Source organism: Bradyrhizobium sp. UNPA324 (genome assembly GCF_006658635.1).
Taxonomy (GTDB): domain Bacteria; phylum Pseudomonadota; class Alphaproteobacteria; order Rhizobiales; family Xanthobacteraceae; genus Bradyrhizobium; species Bradyrhizobium nanningense.
In genome coordinates this window covers 4,116,671-4,138,972 of sequence record NZ_LFJD01000004.1, presented here as the reverse complement: position 1 = coordinate 4,138,972, position 22,302 = coordinate 4,116,671, and the positions used below count along the sequence as shown (strand labels likewise).

Genomic DNA, 22,302 nt, shown 5'->3' with positions numbered 1-22,302 from the left:
CGGGAGAGAACGAAAATGGACGCCGCCCAACTGCGCCAGATGCAGGCTCCGATCAAGGAGCGCTACAAGACCGATCCCAAGACCGCGCTGATCACACTGAAGGCCAAGGGCTCCACCGATAGCGAAGGCATCGCCTGCAAGGTCGAGACCAGCCGCGCCATCGCGATGGCCGGCCTGCATCCGGCGACCGGCGGTTCCGGTCTCGAGCTCTGCTCCGGCGACATGCTGCTCGAAGCCTTGGTCGCCTGCGCCGGTGTCACGCTGAAATCGGTTGCGACCGCTATCGAGGTGCCCTTGAAGACCGGCAATGTCTACGCCGAGGGCGATCTCGATTTCCGCGGCACGCTCGGCGTCGACAAGGAGACCCCTGTCGGCTTCGCCGAGATCCGTTTGCGCTTCGAGGTCGACACCGACGCGCCGCAGGACAAGCTCGATCTTCTGCTCAAGCTGACCGAGCGCTATTGCGTGGTCTACCAGACCATCAAGAACGGCCCGAAGGTGTCGGTGTCGATGCAGCGGATGTAAGGCGCGAGGCGCAGCACAACAATCGGTGTCGTCCCCGGGGCGCGCTGCTTGGCGCGAGCCCGGGAACCCATAACCCCAGGCCGTCGTGATTTCAGACGGCCGTTGCTCCAGCTCATAAACCACTCCGGCCTGTGGTTATGGATTCCGGGCTCGCGCTTTGCGCGCCCCGGAATGACAGACAGATGTCCCCCGACCTCCACTTCATCCTCTTCCTTCTCCTGCGCATGGCGATCGCGGCGGCGTTCGTCGTGACGGCGTCGATCATCACCGAACGCGCGGGACCGGTGATCGGCGCGCTGGTCGCGACCCTGCCGATCTCGGCAGGTCCCTCCTATGTCTTCCTCGCGCTCGACCACGATGCCGCCTTCATCGCGCAAGGCGCGCTGGCGAGCCTTCCGATCAATGCGGCGACGATCTTCATGTGTCTCACCTATGTCGTGCTGGCGCAGCGGCACGATTTTCTGGTGAGTTGTGGCAGCGCAGTCGCGGTCTGGATCGTGCTCGCCTCGGTCATCCGGCAGTTCGAGTGGACGCTCACCGCCGGGCTCGCCGCCAACCTGATCGCGTTCGGCATCTGCATTCCACTCCTGGCGGGCTATCGGCATGTGAAGATGCCGTTGGTCACGCGCCGCTGGTATGACGTGCCAATGCGCGCTTCGCTGGTCGCGACCCTCGTCGCCATCGTTGTTTCGACCTCGGGCTGGGTCGGTCCCCGCATCAGCGGCATCATCGCGCTGTATCCCGTGGTCTTCTCCAGCATCATGGTGATCCTGCATCCGCGCATCGGCGGCCCGCCGACCGCCGCCGTGCTCGCCAACTCCGCCTGGGGCCTGCTCGGTTTCGGCACGGCAATCGCAGTTCTGCACGTTGCGGTCGTGTCGTTCGGCTCGGCCGTCGGTCTGTGTCTCGCGCTCGGCACCTGCATCGCCTGGAATCTGACGCTGTGGGGGATCGGCCGGCGAGCGATGCACAAGGCGCGACAGCAGCCGTAAGACTACGGATCAGCGCGACGCCACGTCGCGAAGAGTCGTGTCCGGCATGCTCGATGGCAATGCCGCATCTTCGCAAGCCATTGAATGAGATGCGTCATTTCAAGTCGTGCCGCGGCCGGGACTGATCGGCACGTGGACAGAGGTCGTTTTGGTTCCCGCCGATTTCCGACACTTGTATTAGAACTTTGTTCGAGCTTTTCCCGTACGAACTATCTTGCATACCCGCTTCCGCTGTCGTCGGCGTGAAACTTTGTCCGATCTGTATCCGACTGTACGGACCCGCGGGATGATTGGAATGCAGCTGTGGCGCCGCAGGGGGGCATCCCGGCGGATGTGTCCTTCCAGGCATTATTTCGAGATGGAGATTCTTTGATGTTCGGTCGCAAGTCCCAGATTGATGCACAAGCACGGCTCGATGCGATCGGCCGCTCCCAGGCCATGATCGAATTCAATCTGGATGGCACGATTATCACGGCCAACAAGAACTTTCTCGACGCCCTCGGTTATCAGCTTGACGAGATCCAGGGCAAGCACCATTCCATGTTCGTGCCGGCCGACCAGCGCGACAGCGCCGACTACAAGGCGTTCTGGGCTGCGTTGAACCGTGGCGAGTGTCAGGCGCGCGAGTTCAAGCGGATCGCGAAGGGCGGCCGCGAAGTCTGGATCGAAGCATCCTACAATCCGGTGCTCGACGGCAACGGCAAGACGGTGATGGTCGCCAAGATTGCGACCGATATCACCGCGAAGAAGATGCGGAGCATGACGGATGCTTCGAAGATCGCCGCCATCAGCCGCGCCCAGGCCGTGATCGAGTTCAGGCTCGACGGCACCATCGTCACCGCCAACGAGAATTTCTGCAAGGCGCTCGGCTATTCGTTGTCCGAGATCGAGGGCAAGCACCATAGCCTGTTCGTGGCCGAGGCCGACCGCAACAGCGCGGCCTATCGCGAGTTCTGGGCTGCGCTCAACCGCGGCGACTACCAGGCCGGCGAGTTCAAGCGTATCGGCAAGGGCGGCCGCGAGGTCTGGATTCTCGCTTCCTACAACCCGTTGCTCGACGAGGCAGGCAAGCCGTACGGCGTCGTCAAGTTCGCGACCGACGTCACCGCGGAGAAGCTGAAGAATGCCGACCTCGCCGGTCAGATCGCGGCCATCGACAAAGCGCAGGCCGTGATCGAGTTCAACATGGACGGCACGATCATCACCGCGAATGCCAACTTCCTCGCCACGCTCGGTTATTCGCTGGCCGAGATCAAGGGCAAGCATCACAGCATGTTCGTCGAGCCCAACGAGCGCGACGGGGTTGCTTATCGTGAGTTCTGGGCGGCGCTCAACCGCGGCCAGTACCAGGCGGCCGAATACAAGCGCATCGGCAAGGGCGGCAAGGAGGTCTACATCCAGGCGTCCTACAATCCGATTCTCGATCTCAACGGCAAGCCGTTCAAGGTCGTCAAATATGCCACCGACACCACCAAGCAGGTGCTGGTCCGCATGGGCAACGAGCGCGTGCGCGGCATGATGGAATCGGTCGCGGCGGGCTCCGAGGAGCTGAACGCCTCGGTCCGGGAGATCTCCGAAGCGATGACGAAGTCCCGCGAGACCGCGATGAGCGCGGTGGAGCAGGTCTCCTCGGCCGATGCACAGGCACAGCGCCTTACCGAGGCGGCGCAGTCGATGAGCGGCATCGTCGAGATGATCAACAACATCACCGGCCAGATCAATCTGCTCGCGCTCAATGCCACGATCGAATCCGCCCGGGCCGGCGAAGCCGGTCGCGGCTTTGCCGTGGTCGCCTCCGAGGTGAAGAGCCTCGCCAATCAGGCCAAGCAGGCGACCGACAAGATCGGCCAGGAGATCGGCAGCCTCAACGGCATCTCCGGCGACGTCGTCAGCGCGCTCGGTTCGATCAAGCAGGCCATCAACAATGTCAGCGAATATGTGACCTCAACCGCTGCGGCCGTCGAGGAGCAGAGCACGGTGACGAACGAGATGTCGACCAGCATGCAGCGGGCGGCGGCGGAAGCGGCGGCGATCGCGGCGCGGGCGTAGGTCGGCGTTTCTCTTTCGGCGCAGACACCGTCGTAGCCCGCATGTCGCTTCGCTCATCCGGGCTACGGCACCGTCACTGCTTCGGCAGCTTGGCCTTCAATGCATACAGCGCATCGAGCGCCTCGCGCGGCGACATCTCGTCCGGATGCAGCGCCTTCACGGCCTCCATCAGCAGTTCGGCTTCGCTCGGCGGGGCGGCTTCCGCCGCGGCACGCGAGGGCACGGCGAACAGCGGCAGATCGTCCACCAGCGCGCGCGCGGTCTGGCCGCGGTCCTGCGCCTCCAGCTTGGAGAGCACCGATTTCGCGCGCGTGATCACCGCGGGCGGCAGGCCGGCGAGTTTGGCCACCTGGATGCCGTAGGAGCGGTCGGCCGAGCCCGGCAGCACCTCGTGCAGGAACACGACATTGCCCTGCCACTCCTTCACCCGCACGGTGGCATTGAACATCCGCGGCAGCTTGGCCGAGAGCGCGGTCAGCTCGTGATAATGCGTGGCGAACAGGGTGCGGCAACGGTTACTCTCATGCAGATGCTCGATCGCGGCCCAGGCGATCGAGAGTCCGTCGAAGGTCGCGGTGCCGCGGCCGATCTCATCCAGGATCACGAGCGAGCGCTCGCCGGCCTGGTTCAGGATTGCCGCGGTCTCGACCATCTCCACCATGAAGGTGGAACGGCCGCGCGCGAGATCGTCGGCGGCGCCGACGCGCGAGAACAGCCGGTCGACGATGCCGATCCGCGCCCGCGTGGCCGGCACGAAGCTGCCGATCTGGGCGAGCAGCGCAATCAGCGCGTTCTGACGCAGGAAAGTCGATTTGCCGGCCATGTTGGGACCGGTGAGCAGCCAGAGCTGGCCGGATTTTTGACCAGGAGCCGGCGAGAGATCGCAGGCATTGGCGATGAACGGTTCGCCATTGCGCTTCAGGGCCTGCTCGACCACGGGATGGCGGCCGGCTTCGATCGCAAAGCCGAGGGAGTCGTCCACCTCCGGTCGCACGTAATTATCGTCGACCGCGAGTTTCGCCAGCGATGTTGCGACGTCGAGCAAGGCAAAAGCGTGGGCGGCGGCGCGCAGGTCGTCGCTGATCGCCATGGCCTTCGCTGACAGCCGCTCGAAAATCTCGAGCTCCAGTCCAAGGGCGCGGTCGCCGGCATTGGCGATCTTGGCCTCGATCTCGCCCAGTTCCGAGGTGGTGAAGCGCACCTGCCCCACCAGCGTCTGGCGATGGATGAAGGTCGCGTTCAACGGGGCCGACATCAGCTTGTCGCCGTGCTGCGCGGTGACCTCGACGAAATAGCCGAGCACGTTGTTGTGGCGGATCTTGAGGCCCTTGACGGAGGTCGCGTCGGCGTAGCGGGCCTGCATCGAGGCCACCACGAGACGCGAGGCGTCGCGCAGATTTCGCGCTTCGTCGAGGGCAGGCTCATAGCCCTGTCGAACGAAGCCGCCGTCACGCTTGATCAGCGGTAACTGCTCGTCGAGTGCGCTGGCGAATTCCGCCGCCAGCTGGCGCGACGGCCTTTGCAGCGCTGCCATCACCGCTGCGATCTCCTGCGGCGGTTGATCCAGTTCGGAAAGCCGCGTCAGCACCTGGTCGGCGGCGATGATGCCGTCGCGGATGCCGGCGAGATCGCGCGGCCCGCCGCGACCGACCGAGAGACGGGCCAGCGCCCGCGACATGTCGGGCGCGCCGCGCAAAATGCTGCGGATGTCCTCGCGCGCGGCTGAATCGGCGACGAAGGTGCTGACCGCATCGAGCCGCCGCGCAATTGCGGGCGCATCCGTCAACGGTGCCGCCAACCGCTGCGCCAGCAGGCGCGATCCCGCCGACGTCACGGTGCAGTCGATCGCGTCGAGCAGCGAGCCGCGGCGTTCGCCCGCGAGCGTTCGCGTCAGCTCGAGATTGGCGCGGGTGGCCGGATCGATCGCCATGGTCGCGCCCGAAGCCTCGCGCGCGGGCGGCGACAGCGGCGGATGCTTGCCGACCTGGGTGCGGTCGACATAGGTGACGGCGGCGGCCGCCGCGGTGGCCTCGAGGCGCGTGAGCTGTGCCAGCCCGTCCATGGTCGCGACCGCAAAATAGTCGCACAGCCGCTTTTCGGCGGTGGCGCCATCGAACACGTCGCGGGTCAGCGGCGTCACGGCCGGCAGCTCGCGCAGGGTCTGTCCGAGCTCGCTGTCGTTGAAGAGTGCGTCGGTGACGATCGCCTCGTTCGGATTGATGCGCGCCAGCGTCGCGGCGAGCTCGCCGCTGGAGCATTCGGTGACCATGAATTCGGCGGTCGAGATGTCGATCCAGGCGAGGCCGAAACGGTCGCCGCCGCCGGAGGCGCGGGCACGCGCGATCGCCAGCAGGTAATTGTTGGCACGCGCATCGAGCAGCGTGTCCTCGGTCAGCGTGCCCGGCGTCACCAGCCGCACCACGCCGCGGCGGACCACGCTCTTGTTGCCGCGCGCTTTCGCAGCGGCGGGATCCTCGGTTTGCTCGCAGACCGCGACGCGGTGACCGGCCGAGATCAGGCGGTGCAAATAGTCCTCGGAGCGCTCGACGGGCACGCCGCACATCGGGATGTCGGCGCCCTGATGCTTGCCGCGCTTGGTCAAGACGATGCCGAGCGTCTTGGAGGCGATTTCGGCGTCCTCGAAGAACAATTCGTAGAAATCGCCCATCCGGTAGAACAGCAAGAGGCCCTGGTGCGCCGCCTTGATCTCCAGGTATTGTTCCATCATCGGCGTGACGCGCGCGGCGGCTTCCGCCGGCGCTGCGGGCGCTTCGTCGGGGGGCGGGACGGGTATCGGCTGTTGCACTGTCATGGGCGGCGCAACCTACAAAATTTCGACACCTGCTCCTATCGCTTTGGCCGGGAAGGGGAGGTTTTCCACGTTGTCCGCATTGCGGCATGCGTGGCCTGCGTGCAGACCCCTCGGAACACGCGTGCATCGGTCAATTGACCTGCCGCGGGCGCCCTCCTAAAACTCCGCCGACATTGAAGAATTTGGGCCGAACCGCGGCATTCAGGGAGAACAACGATGCGTGACGTCTTTATTTGCGATGCCGTGCGGACCCCGATCGGCCGCTTCGGCGGCTCGCTCGCCAAGGTGCGCGCCGACGATCTCGCCGCCGCTCCGATCAAGGCCCTGATGGCCAAGCACCCCAATCTCGACTGGGCGCAGGTAGACGAAGTCTTCCTCGGCTGCGCCAACCAGGCCGGCGAGGACAACCGCAACGTGGCGCGCATGGCGCTCCTGCTCGCAGGCCTGCCGGATTCGGTTCCCGGCCAGACCCTGAACCGCCTGTGCGCCTCCGGCCTCGATGCGGTCGGTGCTGCCGGCAGGGCCATCCGCTCCGGCGAGATCGAGCTGGCCATCGCCGGCGGCGTCGAGTCGATGACCCGGGCGCCGTTCGTGATGGGCAAGGCGCAGGAGGCCTTCTCGCGCTCGGCCGAGATCTTCGACACCACGATCGGCTGGCGCTTCATCAATCCATTGCTGAAGGCGCAGTATGGCGTCGACGCCATGCCGGAGACCGGCGAGAACGTCGCCGAGGAATTCCAGGTCTCGCGCGCCGACCAGGACGCCTTCGCCATCCGCTCGCAGCAGCGCGCCGGCAAGGCAATCGCCGCCGGCTATTTCGCCGAGGAAATCACCCCGATCACCATTCCCGGCGGCAAGGCCGGCCCTATCACCGTCGACAAGGACGAGCATCCGCGCCCCGAGACGACGCTGGAAGCCCTCGCCAAGCTGAAGCCGATCGTGCGCAATCCCGGCACCGTGACGGCCGGCAATGCCTCCGGCGTCAATGACGGCGCTGCCGCGATGATCCTGGCCTCGGAGCTGGCTGTGAAGAAGCATGGCCTGACGCCCCGCGCCCGCATCCTCGGTCTTGCCTCGGCCGGCGTGCCGCCGCGCATCATGGGCATCGGTCCGGTGCCCGCGACCCGCAAGCTGATGGAGCGCCTCGGCAAGAAGATCAGCGATTTCGACCTGATCGAGCTCAACGAGGCCTTCGCGTCCCAGGGCATCGCCTGCATGCGCCAGCTCGGCGTGCCTGATGATGCCGATTTCGTCAATCCGCATGGCGGCGCCATCGCGCTCGGTCATCCCCTCGGCATGAGCGGCGCGCGCCTCGCGCTCACCGCCGTCCACGGCATGGAAAAGCGCGGCGGCAAGCTCGCACTCGCCACCATGTGCGTCGGCGTCGGCCAGGGTGTGGCCGTTGCGATCGAGAAGCTGAACTGACCGGACGCTTAGCGTCCGGTCATCCCGGAGCCGCCCGATAGGGCGGAGTCCGGGATCTCGAGATTCCGGGTTCAGCCCTGTCGGGCTGCCCCGGAATGACAGGGAGAAATTAGCGGCATGATCATCGAGCGCGAGCAGGACGTCACGGCCGCGGCACTGGCGGTGATGGAGCAGACCTCCGATCCGCGCATGCGCCAGATCATGCTCTCCCTGGTCAAGCATCTGCATGCCTTCATTCGCGACGTCCGCCTGACCGAGAAGGAGTTTCGCGACGCCACCGCGATCGTGGCCGAGCTCGGCAAGCTCTCGACCGACACGCACAACGAAGCCGTGCTGATGGCAGGCTCACTCGGCGTTTCCTCATTGGTGTGCCTGCTCAACAATGGCGATCAGGGGAATACGGAAACCGATCAATCACTGCTCGGGCCGTTCTGGCGGCTGAACTCGCCGCGGGTCGAGAACGGCGGCTCGATCGTGCGCTCCGAGACCCCGGGCGCGCCGCTGTTCGTCAGCGGCCGCGTTGTGGGTCAGGATGGCCGTCCCGTTGCCGGCGCCGAGGTCGATGTCTGGCACGCCTCCCCGGTCGGCCTCTACGAGAACCAGGATCCTGAGCAGGCTGACATGAACCTGCGTGGCAAGTTCACGACCGACCAGGATGGGCGCTTTTCCTTCCGTTCGGTGATGATGGTCGGCTATCCGATCCCGACCAATGGCGTGGTCGGCCGCTTGCTGGCGGCGCAGAGCCGGCATCCCTATCGTCCCGCGCATCTGCACGCCCTGATCTTCAAGCCCGGATTCAAGACGCTGATCTCGCAGGTCTACGACCCCGCCGATCCGCATATCGACAGCGATGTGCAGTTCGGCGTGACACGGGCGCTGATCGGCAAGTTCCAGCGCCATGACTCGCCGCATCCGGCAGTGCCGGACGTCGTCGCGCCCTGGTATTCGCTCGATCACACCTATCGGCTCGAAGCCGGCGAGGCCACGCTGCCGCGGCCGCCGATCAAATAGGGCCTTCGGACCAAATCCGGCGCGCAGGCGGGCCGCTAAACCTGCTTCCCCAAATTAGTTATGTCCTATAATGATTGGCGGACGTTGACCGGCCGGACCACAATGGCCGGGGAGGAGTTCGCCAATGACATTCATCTATCCGACCGACAGCAACAAGGCGCATCCTTTGCCGCTGTCGCCCGACTACAAGAGCTCGATCAAGCGCGCGCCGAACAAGCCCTTGATCCCGATGCGTCATACGCTGTCGGAGCTCACCGGCCCGGTCTACGGCCACGAGACCATGCGCGAGGGCGACAACGATCTCACCCGCCAGCACAGCGGCGAGCCGCTCGGAGAGCGCATCATCGTCCACGGCCATGTGCGCGACGAGGATGGCCGGGGCGTGCCGAGCTCATTGGTCGAGATCTGGCAGGCCAATTCCTGCGGGCGTTACGTCCATGTCCGCGACCAGCATCCGGCGCCACTCGATCCGAATTTCACCGGCGCGGGCCGCACTGTGAGCGATGCCTCCGGCTATTACCGCTTTGTGACGATCAAGCCCGGCGCCTATCCGTGGGGCAATCACCACAATGCATGGCGGCCGGCGCACATTCATCTGTCGGTGTTCGGCCATTCCTTCGTCACGCGCCTCGTGACGCAGATGTACTTCCCGGCCGATCCGCTGTTCCCGTTCGACCCGATCTTCAACTCGGTGCCGGACGAGAAGGCGCGGGCGCGCATGGTCTCGTCATTCGACCTCGAGAATACCCAGCCCGAATGGGCGCTGTGCTACCGCTTTGACATCGTGCTGCGCGGCAAGAACGCCACCCCCATGGAGAACCATTAAGTGCAAGAGTCTGGGAAGCCCAATGGGATCACGCCATCGCAAACCGTCGGTCCGTTCTTCAAATACGGCCTGACGCCGACCGGCGAGTACGCCTGGAACGACGCGTTCACCAACTCGACGCTGACCCCCGACGTCACGGGTGATCGCGTCCGTATTGAAGGCCGCGTGTTCGATGGCGATGGCGTCGCCGTGCCGGATTGCATGCTGGAGATCTGGCAGGCGGACGCGCAAGGCCGCTTTGCCGACCCGCAGGACAAGCGTGCGCTGCCGAATGCGAGCTTCCGCGGCTTTGCCCGTTGCGGCACCGACAAGGACGGCAATTACGCATTCGAGACCATCAAACCCGGCGCGGTGCCGGATCCCGACGGCAAGCCGCAGGCGCCGCACATCCTCGTCGCGGTGTTCGGCCGCGGCATGCTGCGGCATCTCTACACCCGCATCTATTTCAGCGACGAGGCCGACAACTCAGCCGACCCCGTGCTGTCGCTGGTACCCGCTGATCGCCGCGCCACGTTGATCGCGGTGCGCGAGGCCGGCAAATCGGTCTATCGGCTCGACTTGCGGCTCCAGGGCGACAACGAGACGGTGTTCTTCGACATCTGAGGCCATGAGCGCCGGGCGGCCCGGTCCTCGGCGCGCAGTCTCATGCAGGCTCGCACGGTCTCTTCCTGCGTTGGTGCGTCAGCGTTGCTGACTCAAATACGGCTGGCTCGAGCCCAATTCCCGTGGTTATGCGGGGTTTCGCCCGATGCAATTTCAGCGCGAAGCAATTCCGTATTTACCGCATTGGTCTAGGGTGGATCCAGTTTCGACTCCACCCTGGATTGTTTCATGAAATTTCGTCTGTCTTTATCCTCTGCGATCATTGCATTCGGCATCGTTCTCGCCATCGGCTTTGCCGCGGTGGTTTCGACCAGTCTGTACGCCCTAAAAGAGCTCAAGGTCGGCGGTCCGCTCTACTCCGACATCAAGCTCGGCAACGACCTCATCGCGGACATCCTGCCGCCGCCGGAATATGTCATCGAGGCTTATCTCGAGGCGACCCTGGCCATGCGCGAGCCGGATCAGCTGGCGGCCCACGGCGAACGGCTGGTTCAGCTCCGCAAGGACTACGATGAGCGCAAGGCATTCTGGGTCTCCTCCAGCCTCTCGGCCGACCTGAAGACGGCGCTGGTGCCGAAATCCGACGCCGAGGTCCAGAAATTCTGGAAGGCGTCCGACCAGCTCCTGCCGGCCCTCAAGGCCAAGGACGCGGCTGCGTCCGAACGCGCCTATGCCGCGCTCAAGGACGCCTACACGGCGCATCGCGCCGTGATCGACAGCATCGTCGAGAACGCCAACAAGCAGAATGCCGCCATGGAAAAGCTGGCCGCGGACCGCGACGGCGCGATGCTTTGGATCCTCCTGGGCGTCTCTGCCGCCGTCCTCACCTTCATCGCCGCGGGATTGCTCGGCGTCGCGCTCGGCGTGGTGCGCCCGATCGTGCGCATGACGGAAACGATGCAGAAGCTTTCGACCGGCGATCTCGCCGCCGACATTCCGTTCGCGCACCGCCAGGACGAGGTCGGCTCGATGGCGGGGGCGCTCCAGGTGTTCAAGCAGGCGGCGGTCGAGAATTCCCGCCTGCGCGAGGAACAGTTGCGGCAGGAGCAGGAGGCGGCGCTGGCCAAGCGCTCGGCCCTGCACCAGATGGCCGAGACCGTCGAACGCGAGACCGGCCGGTCGGTCGACACGGCAAGCGCGGCGAGCCATGGCGTCGAGCGGGCTGCCACCAGCCTGTCCGAGATCGCAAGTTCGCTCTCCGCGCAGTCGCAGGCCGTTGCCGCAGCCTCCACCCAGGCCCTCGGCAGTTCGCAGACCGTCTCGGCCGCAGCTGAAGAGCTGAGCGCCTCGATCCGCGAGATCGCGAGCCAGGTCGCGCGGACCAGCACGGTCACGAAATCGGCGGTCGCCGGCCGCGAGCAGGCGCGCTCGACCATCCAGGCGCTGGCCGGATCGGTGAAGAAGATCGCCGAGGTCACCGACCTCATCGGCGGCATCGCCGGCCAGACCAACCTCTTGGCGCTCAACGCCACGATCGAGGCAGCGCGCGCCGGTGAGGCCGGTCGCGGCTTCGCCGTGGTCGCCGCCGAGGTGAAATCTCTGTCGGATCAGACCGCCAAATCCACCGAGGAGATCGCGCGGCTGATTGCCGAGATCCAGGCCTCGACGCAGGCTGCGGTCGATGCCGTCGAGACGATGGGAGGGCACATCGTCGAGATCGACGGCGTAGCGACCTCGGTTGCCGCCGCGATGGAAGAGCAAGACGCCGCGACGCGGGAGATCACGCGATCGATTTCAGAATCGGCGTCCGCGGCGAAAGAGGTCTCGGCCAAGATCGGCAATGTCAGCCGCGACGCCGCGTCCGTGAACGAGCGCGCCGCGGAGGTCAGGCAGGCGATCGCCGGCATGGCGGCTAATCTCGAACAGCTGCGGTCGGTCGTGGTGCGGACGGTGCGCGATTCGACCGCAGCAGCCTGAGCCTGGGGCGATGCCTGCCGCTGGTGCCGATGGTTGTGATCGTGCAGTATGGTCCGGGACAGGGGCATCGTGGCTATGACACCTCCACAACTGCCGGCGGTCGTTGAGCCCGCCCGACTGACAGCCGCGCTACGCCGAGGCGGCGTGCTGGACGCCGGCGCGGTCCGTGAGGTGAAGGTGCTGCATCAGCACCCAGCCTTGGTGTCGCAGGTCATCCGCCTTGGGCTGCGCTATGTCGGAGAATCCGCCGGGGCACCGCACTCCGTCATCCTCAAGATGCCGCAGCCGACCTACGCCAAGACATTGGTCAATTCCGGTCGGCACGAAGTGGCCTTCTATACCCAGCTCGCGCCGACAATGCCGCCGGGTGTGGCGCCGCGCTGCTTCGACGGGCATTTCGACGAGGAGAGCCTTGTCTGGCATCTCCTGCTCGAAGATCTCACCGATAGTCATGAGATCGCAACCCAATGGCCGCTGCCACCCTCGCGCGAACAGGCAATGGCGATCGTCACGACACTGGCGCGCTGGCATGCGGCCTGGTGGGACCATCCCGATCTCGGCGAGACCGTCGGTGACTGGATGAGCGCCGCTGATACGTCAAAGTTGATGGAGACCTTTGCTGGCCATTACGATCGTTTCGCCGATCTTCTTGGCGACCGCCTGAGCGAAGAACGACGTATCCTTTATCGTCGGTTCATCGAGCAGTCGGATCGTTTGCTCGAGCGCTATCATTACCATCGGCATCTCTCTATTGCCCACGGCGATGCTCATACCTGGAATTTCCTGCTGCCGCGCGCTGACACTGCCGGCACCGTGCGCATTTTCGATTTCGACCAGTGGCGTATCAACGTGCCGACCCACGACCTCGCCTACATGATGGCGACGCAATGGTATCCGGAGCGTCGGCAGACGCTCGAGCGCCAGCTGCTCAACCGCTATCATGAGACCCTGATCTCGCACGGCGTAGCCGGTTATACGCGCGGCGCACTCGACCAGGACTACCGCCGGTCGGTGCTCTGGCACATCACCAAGCCGGTCTGGCAATGGAGTATCAACCTCCCGCCACTGATGTGGTGGAACAATCTGGAGCGGGTGTTTGCGGCGGTGGATGATTTGGGGTGCGAGGAATTGTTGTAGAGGCGCGCCGCAAATTCGGTGTCGTCCCCGCGAACGCGGGGACCCATAACCACAAGCAGCAATTTGGCGCGAGACTGGTAACTCCGAGTCTTCGCCAAGTCTCTCCCTGTGGTTATGGGTCTCGGATCTGCGCTCCGCTTCGCTGCGCTTGTCCGGGACGACGGCGGAGATCGTAGCTCGATCGCGCCTACTCCATCACCGCATGTTCCGGCCCCGCGGCCTGCTTGCGCAGCGTGGCCTTGGTCGAGCCGATCAGCAAAGCGAGCGGGATGGTGCAGAGGATGAAGAGCATCACCAGCTGATAGTCATGCGCGAAGGCGATGATCTGCGCCTGCACGCTGACCATCCTGTCCGCCATGGCGCGTCCGGCGTCGGTGGACAGGTTGATCAGGCCTCTGACGTCGGGCATCTGCAGCGCGTGGTTGAACGGATTGACGTGCTCGGAAAGGATCGCATAGGTCCGCCGCGTTCCCTGCGTCAGCTCGGCGATGACGACGGAAATGCCGACCGAGCTCGCGACGTTGCGCATCAGGGTCAGCATCGCGGTGCCGTCGGTGCGCAGATCGTTCGACAGCGTCAGGAACGCCACGGTCGAGAGCGGCACGAAGACCAGGCCGAAGCCGAAGCCCTGGATGACGCTGACGGTGACGATTTCCGGCACCTGGGTCAGATCGGTCCAGCCGGTCATCTGGAACAGCGAGCCCGCGGTCAGCGTCAGGCCGGAGATGATCAGCGTGCGCGCCTCGAAATAGCGCATCATGCGGCCGACCAGCATCATGGCGAAGAAGGTGCCGAAGCCGCGGCTCGCCAGCAAGAGGCCGGCGGTGATGATGGGATAGCCGATCACGTTCTGCATGTAGGGCGAGGCCAGCGCCATGGTCGAGAACAGCACGAGCCCCATCACGATCATGAACACGCAGCCGGTGACGAAGTTGCGATCCCGAAACAGCGCGAAGCGGATGAACGGGGTCGAGGTCGTGAACGAGTGCGCGAGGAAGAAGTAGAACGCCACCGCCGAGACGATGAATTCCGCGACGATCTCGCCTGACTCGAACCAGCCCAATTGCTCGCCGCGGTCGAGCGCAAGCTGAAGCGCGCCGATCGCGATCGCCAGCGCGGCGAAGCCGAACCAGTCGAATTTGAGGCTGAGGTCCTTCCTGGTCTCGTCCATGAAGACGATCAGCCCGAGCACCGTGATGACGCCGAACGGCAGGTTGACGAAGAACACCCAGTGCCAGGAATAGGTCTCGGTCAGCCAGGCGCCGAGGGAGGGGCCCATGATCGGGCCCATCATCACGCCCATGCCCCAGATCGACATCGCCTTGGCACGCTCCTGGAGCGTGTAATAGTCGAGCATGACCGATTGCGACAGCGGCACCAGAGCGGCGCCGAACACGCCTTGCAGCAGGCGGAACAGCACCATCTGGTTGATGTCCTGCGCAAGGCCGCACAGCACCGAGGCCATGGTGAAGCCGGCCGAGCAGATGATGAAGATGCGCTTGCGGCCGAAGCGGTTGGCGATCCAGCCCACCGGCGCCGTCATGATCGCGGCGGCGACGATGTAGGAGGTCAGCACCCAGTTGATCTGATCCTGTGAGGCCGACAGCGTGCCCTGCATGTAGGGCAAGGCGACGTTGGCGATGGTGGTGTCCAGGGCCTGCATGATGGTCGCGGTCATGGCGCAGATCGTCACCATGTTCCGGCGCAGGCCGGGGACCATCAGATTGGCATTGGGGCCGGACATCGGATCAGCTTGTCCTGTTCGTCTTAGTCTTTGTCCTGACTCGCGGTCGCCGACAGGCCGAGCAGGCCGGCGAGCGAGCGCCGATGGCCGGTGTCGATGGTGGCATAGACGCTCATGCCGGCCTTCAGCTTCCGTACGTATTTGTCGGTCTCGTCGAAATAGATGCGGATCGGCACGCGCTGCACCACCTTGACGAAATTACCGGTGGCGTTCTGCGGCGGCAGGATCGCGAATTGCGCGCCGGTGCCGGGCGAGAGCGAGCCGATCCTGCCCTTGAAGACGTGGTTCGGGAACGCGTCGACCTCGAGCGTGACGGGCTGCCCCTCGGTGACGTGAGTGAGGTCGCTCTCCTTCGGATTGGCGTCGACCCAGGGATGGGCGACGTCGATGATGGAAAATACCGGCGTACCGGCCGTGACGAAACGGCCGAGCTGGATCTGCTCGACCTGCGTTGCCACGCCATCCATCGGCGCGCGCAGCACGGTGTGATCGAGGTTGCGCTGGGCATCGTCCAGCTTGGCTTTCGCCTGTGCGTAGGGCGGGAATTGCTCCAGCGGCAGTTCGGTGTCGCCGAGCAGCTGGGTCTTGGCGTTGGAGAGCTGCTGCTTGATGTATTGCGCCTGCGCGCCGGCGGTGACCAGTGCATTCGAGGCGTTGTCGAGATCGAGCTGCGAGCCGAAATTGTTCTTCACCAGCGCCTGCTTGCGCTCGACGTCCCGCTTCTTCAGATCGATGCCCTGCTGGGCCAGATCGAGCATGTCGCCATAGATCTTGATGTTGGCGACCAGGTTGTCATAGGTCGTGCGCGCCTGCGCGAGCTGCGCCTTGGCCTCCTCCACCGCCAAGCGGAACGGAACGGAGTCGATCTCGAACAGCTCGTCGCCGCGCTTGACCGACTGGCCTTCCTTCACGACCACCTTCAGAATCTTGCCGGAGATGTCGGGCGTCACCAGCACCTTCTGAGCGCCGACATAGGCGTCGTCGGTGCCGACATAGCGGCCGCCATGCAGGTAGAACGTGAGGCCGCTGATGGCGGCGATAACAGGCAGCACGACCAGGAGCAGGAAGCGGCGATAGCGGCGTAGGCCCGCCAGCAGGCGCCGGCGCGGATCTGTGCCGGCCTTCTTGGTCGGCTTGCCGCTGTCGGTCTTCTGCTCGGGCTGGAACTTGAGGACTTGGTCAGCCATAGCGCTGCTCCTTACGTGCTTGCTCCGCGCCGGATGTCTGGATCGCGGTGCGCACGTTTTCCTTGATGGTTTCGAGCTGGGTGAGGAGGCGATGGGCGTCCGCTGGCGTGATGCCGTCGAGAGCGTTGGCCGTCAGCTCGGACTTCAATCCGCTCATCCGGCCCAGCAAGTGGCGGCCGGCCTTCTTGAGATAGAGGCGCTTGACGCGGCGGTCCGAAGCATCGCTGCGGCGCTCGATCCAGTCATTGTCGCAGAGCTTGTCGATCAGACGTGTCAGCGTGATCGGCTGCATCTCGAGCAATTCGGCGAGTTCCGACTGCTTCATGCCCTCGCTGCGCTCGACCTTGGCCAACACCGCCCATTGCGCGCGGGTGATGCCGAAGCGGGATGCCTCCTTGTCCGCATAGACGCGCAAGAGGCGGTAGAGCTCGCCCAGTGTGAACAGGAAGTTCTGGTCGACAGAGCCGCGGCTCATGAGCTTGGTCTCCAGTAAGCTTGGCATATAATAAGCAAGCTTATGATTATTTCATGGCGAATTGAGAGGAGGCTGCCCCGCAGCGTGAGCATGGCTGGCAGCCGGTCGCATGGTCGCGCTTTGGGTTCCCCAGCCTGGATGCTAAGGTTATCGGTGCATGACCCTCGCCAAGCCGGCATTTCCCGCGCCCGATCACGACCACGGCCGCTGCACCGCGGATGCGCTGGCGCATGCCGAGGAGGTCTGCGAGCAGCGCGCGCAGAAATTCACGTTGATTCGACGGCAGGTGCTGGGAGCGCTGCTCTCCAGCCACCGCCCGCTCGGTGCCTATGAGGTGATCGACGAACTCGCCAAATCGATGTCGCGGCCGGCGCCGATCACGGTCTATCGCGCGCTCGATTTCCTGATGGCCAACGGTCTCGTGCATCGCATCGAAAGCCGCAACGCCTACCTCGCCTGTGCCGCCCACGACCACGACGCGACCTCGGCGGTGGCGTTTCTGATCTGCGAGCGCTGCGGCCTGGTCGGCGAGATCCCGTCGGCGTCATTCGCCGGGGATCTCAATGCCGCGGCACGCAGCTCGGGCTTCGCTCCCAAATTGTCCGTGGTGGAGATCACGGGCGTCTGCACCCATTGTCAGAAAGCTGCATAAAGCAACAACGGCGCAAAGCCGGTTTCTTGGGAAGACATGTCCTCACCGCAAGCCAATCCATTCGCCGCACGTCCCCTCAGTGCCGGCGCCATCGCCCTGATGCTCATGCTGTGCCTGACCTGGGGATTCAACCAGATCGCGGTGAAGCTGGTGCTGCCGGACATCCCGCCGATGCTGCAGGCCACGATCCGCTCGGCGGGCGCGCTGCCGGTGCTGTTCATCATCGGCACGCTTCGCGGCGTCAGATTCTTCGAGAACGACGACACGTGGAAGCCGGGCCTGATCGCCGGGCTAATGTTCGGCATCGAATTCGTGCTGATTTTCCAGGGTCTGCGCCTCACCTCGGCCTCGCGCGCGGTGGTGTTCCTCTACACCGCGCCGTTCTTCGTTGCGCTCGGCTCCTACCAGGTGCTCGGCGAGCGGCTTGGCGCCTCGCAATGGCTCGGCCTTGCCATCAGCTTTGCCGGCGTCGCCCTTGCGATCGGCGTGCCGCAGCCAAATGTCGATTCGCATGTCCTGCTCGGCGATCTCATGATCGTCGGCGGCGCCGCGCTGTGGGCGGCGACGACGCTGGTTGCCAAGGGCACGCGGTTGCGGTTTGCCGCGCCCGAGAAGGCGCTCGGCTATCAGGTCGCCACCTCGGTCCCGATCCTGGGGCTGGCGGCCTGGCTGTTCGGCGAGACCATCACGCACACGCCGGCGCCGCTGTCGCTCGGCCTGATGGCGTTCCAGGCGATCTGGGTCGTTGGAACCACGTTCACGCTTTGGTTCGCGCTAGTGAAGGCCTATTCGGCCAGCAAATTGTCCGCTTTTACCTTCATCACCCCTTTGTTTGGCGTGGTGGGTAGCTATTTCATCATGCACGACACCCTAAGCTTGGCGTTCGGGGCAGCCGCTCTCCTTGTAATTGCTGGGCTTTTTCTGGTTAACCGTCCGAGCCAAACGGCTGCGGCGCCAGCTGATGCATTGCTGAACGTCACCAAAACCTGATATTTGGACCTCATGAACAAGCCCGAAACCACCATCGATTCCGACATCGCGGGACCCGCACCGCGCCATCATACCACCCAGGTCAAGGTCGGCGACGTCGCCGTCGGCGGCGGTGCGCCGATCGTCGTGCAGTCGATGACCAACACCGATACCGCCGACATCGACGGTACCATTGCCCAGGTCGCAGCGCTCGCGCGCGCCGGCTCCGAAATGGTCCGCATCACCGTGGACCGCGAGGAAGCCGCGGCCGCCGTTCCGCACATTCGCGATGGTCTCGCCAAGCGCGGCATCAATACGCCGCTGATCGGCGACTTCCACTATATCGGCCACAAGCTGCTCGCGGCCTATCCGGCCTGCGCCGAAGCGCTCGCCAAGTACCGCATCAATCCCGGCAATGTCGGCTTCAAGGACAAGCGCGACACCCAGTTCGCCGACATCATCGAGATCGCGAACAAGAACAACAAGCCGGTGCGCATCGGCGCTAATTGGGGCTCGCTCGACCAGGAGCTCTTGACCAAGCTGATGGACGAGAACGCCGCCTCCGCCAATCCGCGCGACGTGCGCGCCGTGACGCGCGAGGCCATGGTGCAGTCCGCGCTGCTCTCGGCCGCGCGCGCCGAAGAGCTCGGCATGCCCAAGAACCGCATCATCCTCTCCGCAAAAGTCTCGGCGGTGCAGGATCTGATCGCGGTCTATCAGGATCTTGCCAGCCGTTCCGATTACGCCATCCACCTCGGCCTGACCGAAGCCGGCATGGGCTCGAAGGGCATCGTGGCGTCCTCGGCCGCGCTCGGCATCCTCTTGCAGCAGGGCATCGGCGACACTATCCGCATCTCGCTGACGCCGGAGCCCGGTGGCGACCGGACGCGTGAAGTGCAGGTCGGCCAGGAACTGCTGCAGACCATGGGCTTCCGCACCTTCGTGCCGCTGGTTGCCGCGTGCCCCGGCTGCGGCCGCACCACGTCGACCACGTTCCAGGAACTGGCGCGCTCGATCCAGGATTTCATCCGCGACGAGATGCCCAATTGGAAGACGAAATATCCCGGTGTCGAGGAGCTCAACGTCGCGGTAATGGGCTGCATCGTCAACGGCCCCGGCGAATCCAAGCACGCCAATATCGGCATCTCGCTGCCGGGCACCGGCGAAGCGCCGGCCGCACCTGTCTTCGTCGACGGCAAGAAGTTCCGCACGCTGCGCGGCCCGACCATCTCCGCCGACTTCAAGGCGCTGGTGATCGATTATATCGAGCAGCGCTACGGCCAGGGCGCCAAGGTGCCGGTGACGGCGGCGGAGTAGTTTCACTCCGTTCGCGCGCCACACTCCGCTGTCGTCCCTGCGAACGCAGGGACCCATAACCACAGGGAGTGGTTTGGCGAAGACTCGGAGTTACCAATCTCGCGTCAAACCTCTCCCTGTGGTTATGGATCCCGGATCTGCGCTTACGCTTGCCCGGGACGACAGGGGAGTTTGCGGTGCAGATTGCACATCCACACGCGTGCGCTACCATGTCCCCAATCAAAATGATCGGGAGACACGCCATGAGCTCACTCGCCGGCAAGCAGGGCCCGCGCTACCGTCACACGGCCGAGGACGGTGCGCCTTACGAGACCATCGCGGTCGAAAAGCTCACACCCATCATCGGCGCGGAAATCTCGGGCGTCGATCTCGGTAAGCTCGTCGAGGGCGAAGCGCGCTCCAACCGGCAGATGGACGAGATCCACCGCGCGCTCGCGGAAAATCTTGTCATCTTCTTCCGCGATCAGCACATCACGCCGCAGCAGCACCTCGCCTTCGGCCGCAAGTTCGGCGAGCTGCACTTTCACCCGGCGGCGCCGCATGAGGACGAAGATCCCGCCTTGATGAAGATCTACGCCGACAAGAACTCGCCGCGGGCCAACGGCGAGGGCTGGCACTCCGACGTGTCCTGCGATCTCGAGCCGCCGATGGGCTCGATCCTTTACATCAAGCAATGCCCGCCGCGCGGCGGCGACACGCTGTTCGCCAACATGTATGCGGCTTACGAAGCTTTGTCGGACCGTATGAAGGCCTATCTCGATGGGCTCACGGCGCTGCACGACGGCGAGCCGATCTATCGCGGCCTCTATGCGAATTATGGCGTCGCCGACAGGCCGAGTTATCCGCACGCCGAGCATCCCGTGGTGCGCACGCATCCGGTCACCGCTAAGAAAGCGCTTTACGTCAACCGCGGCTTCACCCGGCACATCAATGGCATCCCCCGCGACGAGAGCGACGCGATGCTCGCCTATCTCTACCAGCACGCCGAAAACCCGCTGTTCCAATGCCGCTTCCGCTGGACCGAGAATGCCATCGCGTTCTGGGACAATCGCTGCACCCAGCACCGCGCGATGTGGGATTACTGGCCGCATACGCGTTCGGGCACCCGCGTGACGGTGAAGGGGGAGCGGCCGGTTTAGAAGCCGGCGTCGTAGGGTGGGCAAAGCGTAGCGTGCCCACCACTTCGGTTGTGATTGCGGAACGATGGTGGGCACGGCGCAAGAGCGCCTTTGCCCATCCTACGGCAGAATCTGTGCAGCTCCCACGTTGACGTCCTCCTCCTCCCGCGCCAATCTTCCCAAAAACAAATCGGGAGGATTTTCCATGCTTCGCGCAGAGGACAATAAATTCCTGACCGAATCAGGCACCGGAACGGGCATGGGCGAATTGTTGCGCCGCTTCTGGATCCCTGTCCTGCTCTCCGAAGAACTCCCGGAACCCGATGGCGAGCCGAAGAAGATCGTCGTGCTTGGCGAAGAGCTGCTCGCCTTCCGCGACTCCCGCGGCGTGGTCGGCATCATCGACCAATACTGCCCGCATCGGGGCGCCAATCTCTGGCTCGGGCGCGTTGAGGAATGCGGCATCCGCTGTGTCTATCACGGCTGGAAGTTCGACACCGACGGACGCTGCGTCGACATGCCGACCTCTTATCCCGATCTCAACGCAAAAGACCTGATCCGCATCAAGTCCTATCCGGTGCGCGAATGGGGCGAGATGATCTGGGCCTATATGGGTCCGCTTGAGGCCATGCCCGAGCTGCCCGACCTCGAAATGGCGCTGCTGCCGCCCTCGCATCGCTATGTCAGCAAGAAATGGCAGGACTGCAACTGGGTGCAGGCGTTGGAAGGCTCCATCGACACCGCGCATTTCACCTTTGCCCATCTCTCCTTCGACAAGGAGGAGAACGAGATCCTGGACATCAAGAAGCATTTTGTGAATCCGATCGCGCGGATGTCGAGCGATCACATGCGCTGGATCGCGGAAGACCCGCGTCCGGTGATCAAGATCAGCCCGCACGAGGCGGGGTTGACCATCGCGGGCGGCCGGCTGACCGGCGGCGACAACATCTATTGGCGCATCGCGCAGTTCCTGATGCCGTTCCACGCTTATGCGCCGAGCGCGATGCCTGGCGAGAACATCTTCGGGCAGACCTTCGTGCCGGTTACCGACACCAATTGCTGGATCTATACCTATGCCTGGAATCCGGAGCGGCCGCTGACGCAAGGAGAGCGCGACGCCTATGACCGCGGCAACGGCGTGATCGCGGAGGTCGACGACAATTACGTGCCGCTGCGCCACAAGGGCAACGACTACATGATCGACCGCAAGCTCCAGAAGACCCGAAGCTACACTGGCATCAAGGGCGTCTCCGAGCAGGACGCCGCCGTACAGGACAGCCAGGGGCCGATCGCCGACCGCACCCGCGAGCATCTCGGGCCGACCGATCTCGGCATCATGCATTTCCGGAAGGTCGTGATGGATCTGGCGCGCGCGCTCCAGCAGGGCGAGCCGCCGCCGCAGGCGGCGCATCAGGATCGCTACGCGGTGCGCTCTGGTGCCTGCGTGACCAGCAAGTCCAAGGATCTGCCCGCCGTGATGTTGGAGCGTTTTGGCGACGTCGCGGGCTTCGTCGGTCGCCCCAGGATCGCGGCAGCGGAGTAG

General features: G+C 64.5%; 18 protein-coding genes. 14 read left to right on the top strand and 4 right to left on the bottom strand.

Annotation, left to right across the window (positions count from 1 at the left end):
• Positions 1-15: 15 nt before the first annotated feature.
• The 3 genes from UNPA324_RS19905 to UNPA324_RS19895 all read left to right on the top strand — a co-directional run bounded on the left by UNPA324_RS19905 (position 16) and on the right by UNPA324_RS19895 (position 3,566).
• On the top strand, positions 16-525 hold the full coding sequence (locus UNPA324_RS19905; RefSeq protein WP_141935557.1) for an OsmC family protein: 510 nt from the start codon (positions 16-18) through the stop codon (positions 523-525).
• A gap of 182 nt (positions 526-707) precedes the next feature.
• Entirely contained in the window at positions 708-1,517 is an 810-nt protein-coding gene (locus tag UNPA324_RS19900) for a hypothetical protein (RefSeq protein ID WP_141935555.1), read from the top strand.
• A 372-nt stretch (positions 1,518-1,889) separates the two neighbouring features.
• Positions 1,890-3,566 carry a methyl-accepting chemotaxis protein gene (locus tag UNPA324_RS19895; protein WP_128922791.1) on the top strand — a complete coding sequence of 559 codons (1,677 nt, stop codon included), beginning with the start codon at positions 1,890-1,892 and terminating at the stop codon, positions 3,564-3,566.
• A gap of 73 nt (positions 3,567-3,639) precedes the next feature.
• Here UNPA324_RS19895 and mutS read toward each other — a convergent pair whose 3' ends face one another.
• Positions 3,640-6,378 (bottom strand): DNA mismatch repair protein MutS, encoded by a 2,739-nt coding sequence (mutS, locus tag UNPA324_RS19890; protein WP_141935553.1) that lies wholly within the window; start codon positions 6,376-6,378, stop codon positions 3,640-3,642.
• A gap of 216 nt (positions 6,379-6,594) precedes the next feature.
• On the opposite strand from mutS, the gene pcaF reads away from it, so the two are divergent.
• From pcaF to UNPA324_RS19860, 6 genes are all read left to right on the top strand, one after another.
• The gene (gene pcaF / locus UNPA324_RS19885; protein ID WP_141935551.1) at positions 6,595-7,803 is read left to right on the top strand and encodes a 3-oxoadipyl-CoA thiolase; all 1,209 of its coding nucleotides are present in this window, start codon (positions 6,595-6,597) and stop codon (positions 7,801-7,803) included.
• A 117-nt stretch (positions 7,804-7,920) separates the two neighbouring features.
• The gene (locus UNPA324_RS19880; RefSeq protein WP_128922794.1) at positions 7,921-8,814 is read left to right on the top strand and encodes a dioxygenase family protein; all 894 of its coding nucleotides are present in this window, start codon (positions 7,921-7,923) and stop codon (positions 8,812-8,814) included.
• Positions 8,815-8,938: 124 nt separating this feature from the next.
• A complete protein-coding gene (pcaH, locus tag UNPA324_RS19875; protein ID WP_141935549.1) occupies positions 8,939-9,640 on the top strand; it encodes a protocatechuate 3,4-dioxygenase subunit beta in 702 nt (233 codons plus the stop codon).
• Entirely contained in the window at positions 9,641-10,243 is a 603-nt protein-coding gene (gene pcaG, locus UNPA324_RS19870; protein WP_128922796.1) for a protocatechuate 3,4-dioxygenase subunit alpha, read from the top strand.
• A gap of 228 nt (positions 10,244-10,471) precedes the next feature.
• Positions 10,472-12,160 carry a methyl-accepting chemotaxis protein gene (locus tag UNPA324_RS19865; protein ID WP_128922797.1) on the top strand — a complete coding sequence of 563 codons (1,689 nt, stop codon included), beginning with the start codon at positions 10,472-10,474 and terminating at the stop codon, positions 12,158-12,160.
• Positions 12,161-12,208: 48 nt separating this feature from the next.
• On the top strand, positions 12,209-13,297 hold the full coding sequence (locus UNPA324_RS19860) for a phosphotransferase (protein WP_141935548.1): 1,089 nt from the start codon (positions 12,209-12,211) through the stop codon (positions 13,295-13,297).
• Between the two features lie 187 nt (positions 13,298-13,484).
• On the opposite strand, the gene UNPA324_RS19855 is transcribed toward UNPA324_RS19860, so the two are convergent.
• Genes UNPA324_RS19855 through UNPA324_RS19845 form a run of 3 tightly spaced genes read right to left on the bottom strand, consistent with a single transcriptional unit; the run spans position 13,485 to position 16,703 of the window.
• Positions 13,485-15,041 (bottom strand): MDR family MFS transporter, encoded by a 1,557-nt coding sequence (locus UNPA324_RS19855; protein ID WP_141935546.1) that lies wholly within the window; start codon positions 15,039-15,041, stop codon positions 13,485-13,487.
• A 23-nt stretch (positions 15,042-15,064) separates the two neighbouring features.
• Positions 15,065-16,228 carry an HlyD family secretion protein gene (locus UNPA324_RS19850; RefSeq protein ID WP_141935542.1) on the bottom strand — a complete coding sequence of 388 codons (1,164 nt, stop codon included), beginning with the start codon at positions 16,226-16,228 and terminating at the stop codon, positions 15,065-15,067.
• Positions 16,221-16,703: a MarR family winged helix-turn-helix transcriptional regulator gene (locus UNPA324_RS19845; RefSeq protein ID WP_128922801.1), complete on the bottom strand. Its 483-nt coding sequence runs from the start codon at positions 16,701-16,703 to the stop codon at positions 16,221-16,223. The genes UNPA324_RS19850 and UNPA324_RS19845 overlap by 8 nt, the downstream gene beginning before the upstream one ends.
• Positions 16,704-16,860: 157 nt before the next feature.
• Here UNPA324_RS19845 and UNPA324_RS19840 point away from each other — a divergent pair, with 157 nt between their 5' ends.
• The 5 genes from UNPA324_RS19840 to UNPA324_RS19820 all read left to right on the top strand — a co-directional run bounded on the left by UNPA324_RS19840 (position 16,861) and on the right by UNPA324_RS19820 (position 22,302).
• Positions 16,861-17,355, top strand: a complete 495-nt coding sequence (locus tag UNPA324_RS19840; RefSeq protein WP_128922802.1) for a Fur family transcriptional regulator — start codon at positions 16,861-16,863, stop codon at positions 17,353-17,355.
• A gap of 36 nt (positions 17,356-17,391) precedes the next feature.
• Complete coding sequence (locus UNPA324_RS19835; RefSeq protein WP_128922803.1) at positions 17,392-18,345, top strand: DMT family transporter; 954 nt, start codon at positions 17,392-17,394, stop codon at positions 18,343-18,345.
• A gap of 12 nt (positions 18,346-18,357) precedes the next feature.
• Positions 18,358-19,641, top strand: a complete 1,284-nt coding sequence (gene ispG, locus UNPA324_RS19830; protein ID WP_128922804.1) for a flavodoxin-dependent (E)-4-hydroxy-3-methylbut-2-enyl-diphosphate synthase — start codon at positions 18,358-18,360, stop codon at positions 19,639-19,641.
• 242 nt (positions 19,642-19,883) lie between these two features.
• A complete protein-coding gene (locus tag UNPA324_RS19825; RefSeq protein ID WP_164936669.1) occupies positions 19,884-20,780 on the top strand; it encodes a TauD/TfdA dioxygenase family protein in 897 nt (298 codons plus the stop codon).
• A 184-nt stretch (positions 20,781-20,964) separates the two neighbouring features.
• Positions 20,965-22,302 (top strand): Rieske 2Fe-2S domain-containing protein, encoded by a 1,338-nt coding sequence (locus UNPA324_RS19820; RefSeq protein ID WP_128922806.1) that lies wholly within the window; start codon positions 20,965-20,967, stop codon positions 22,300-22,302.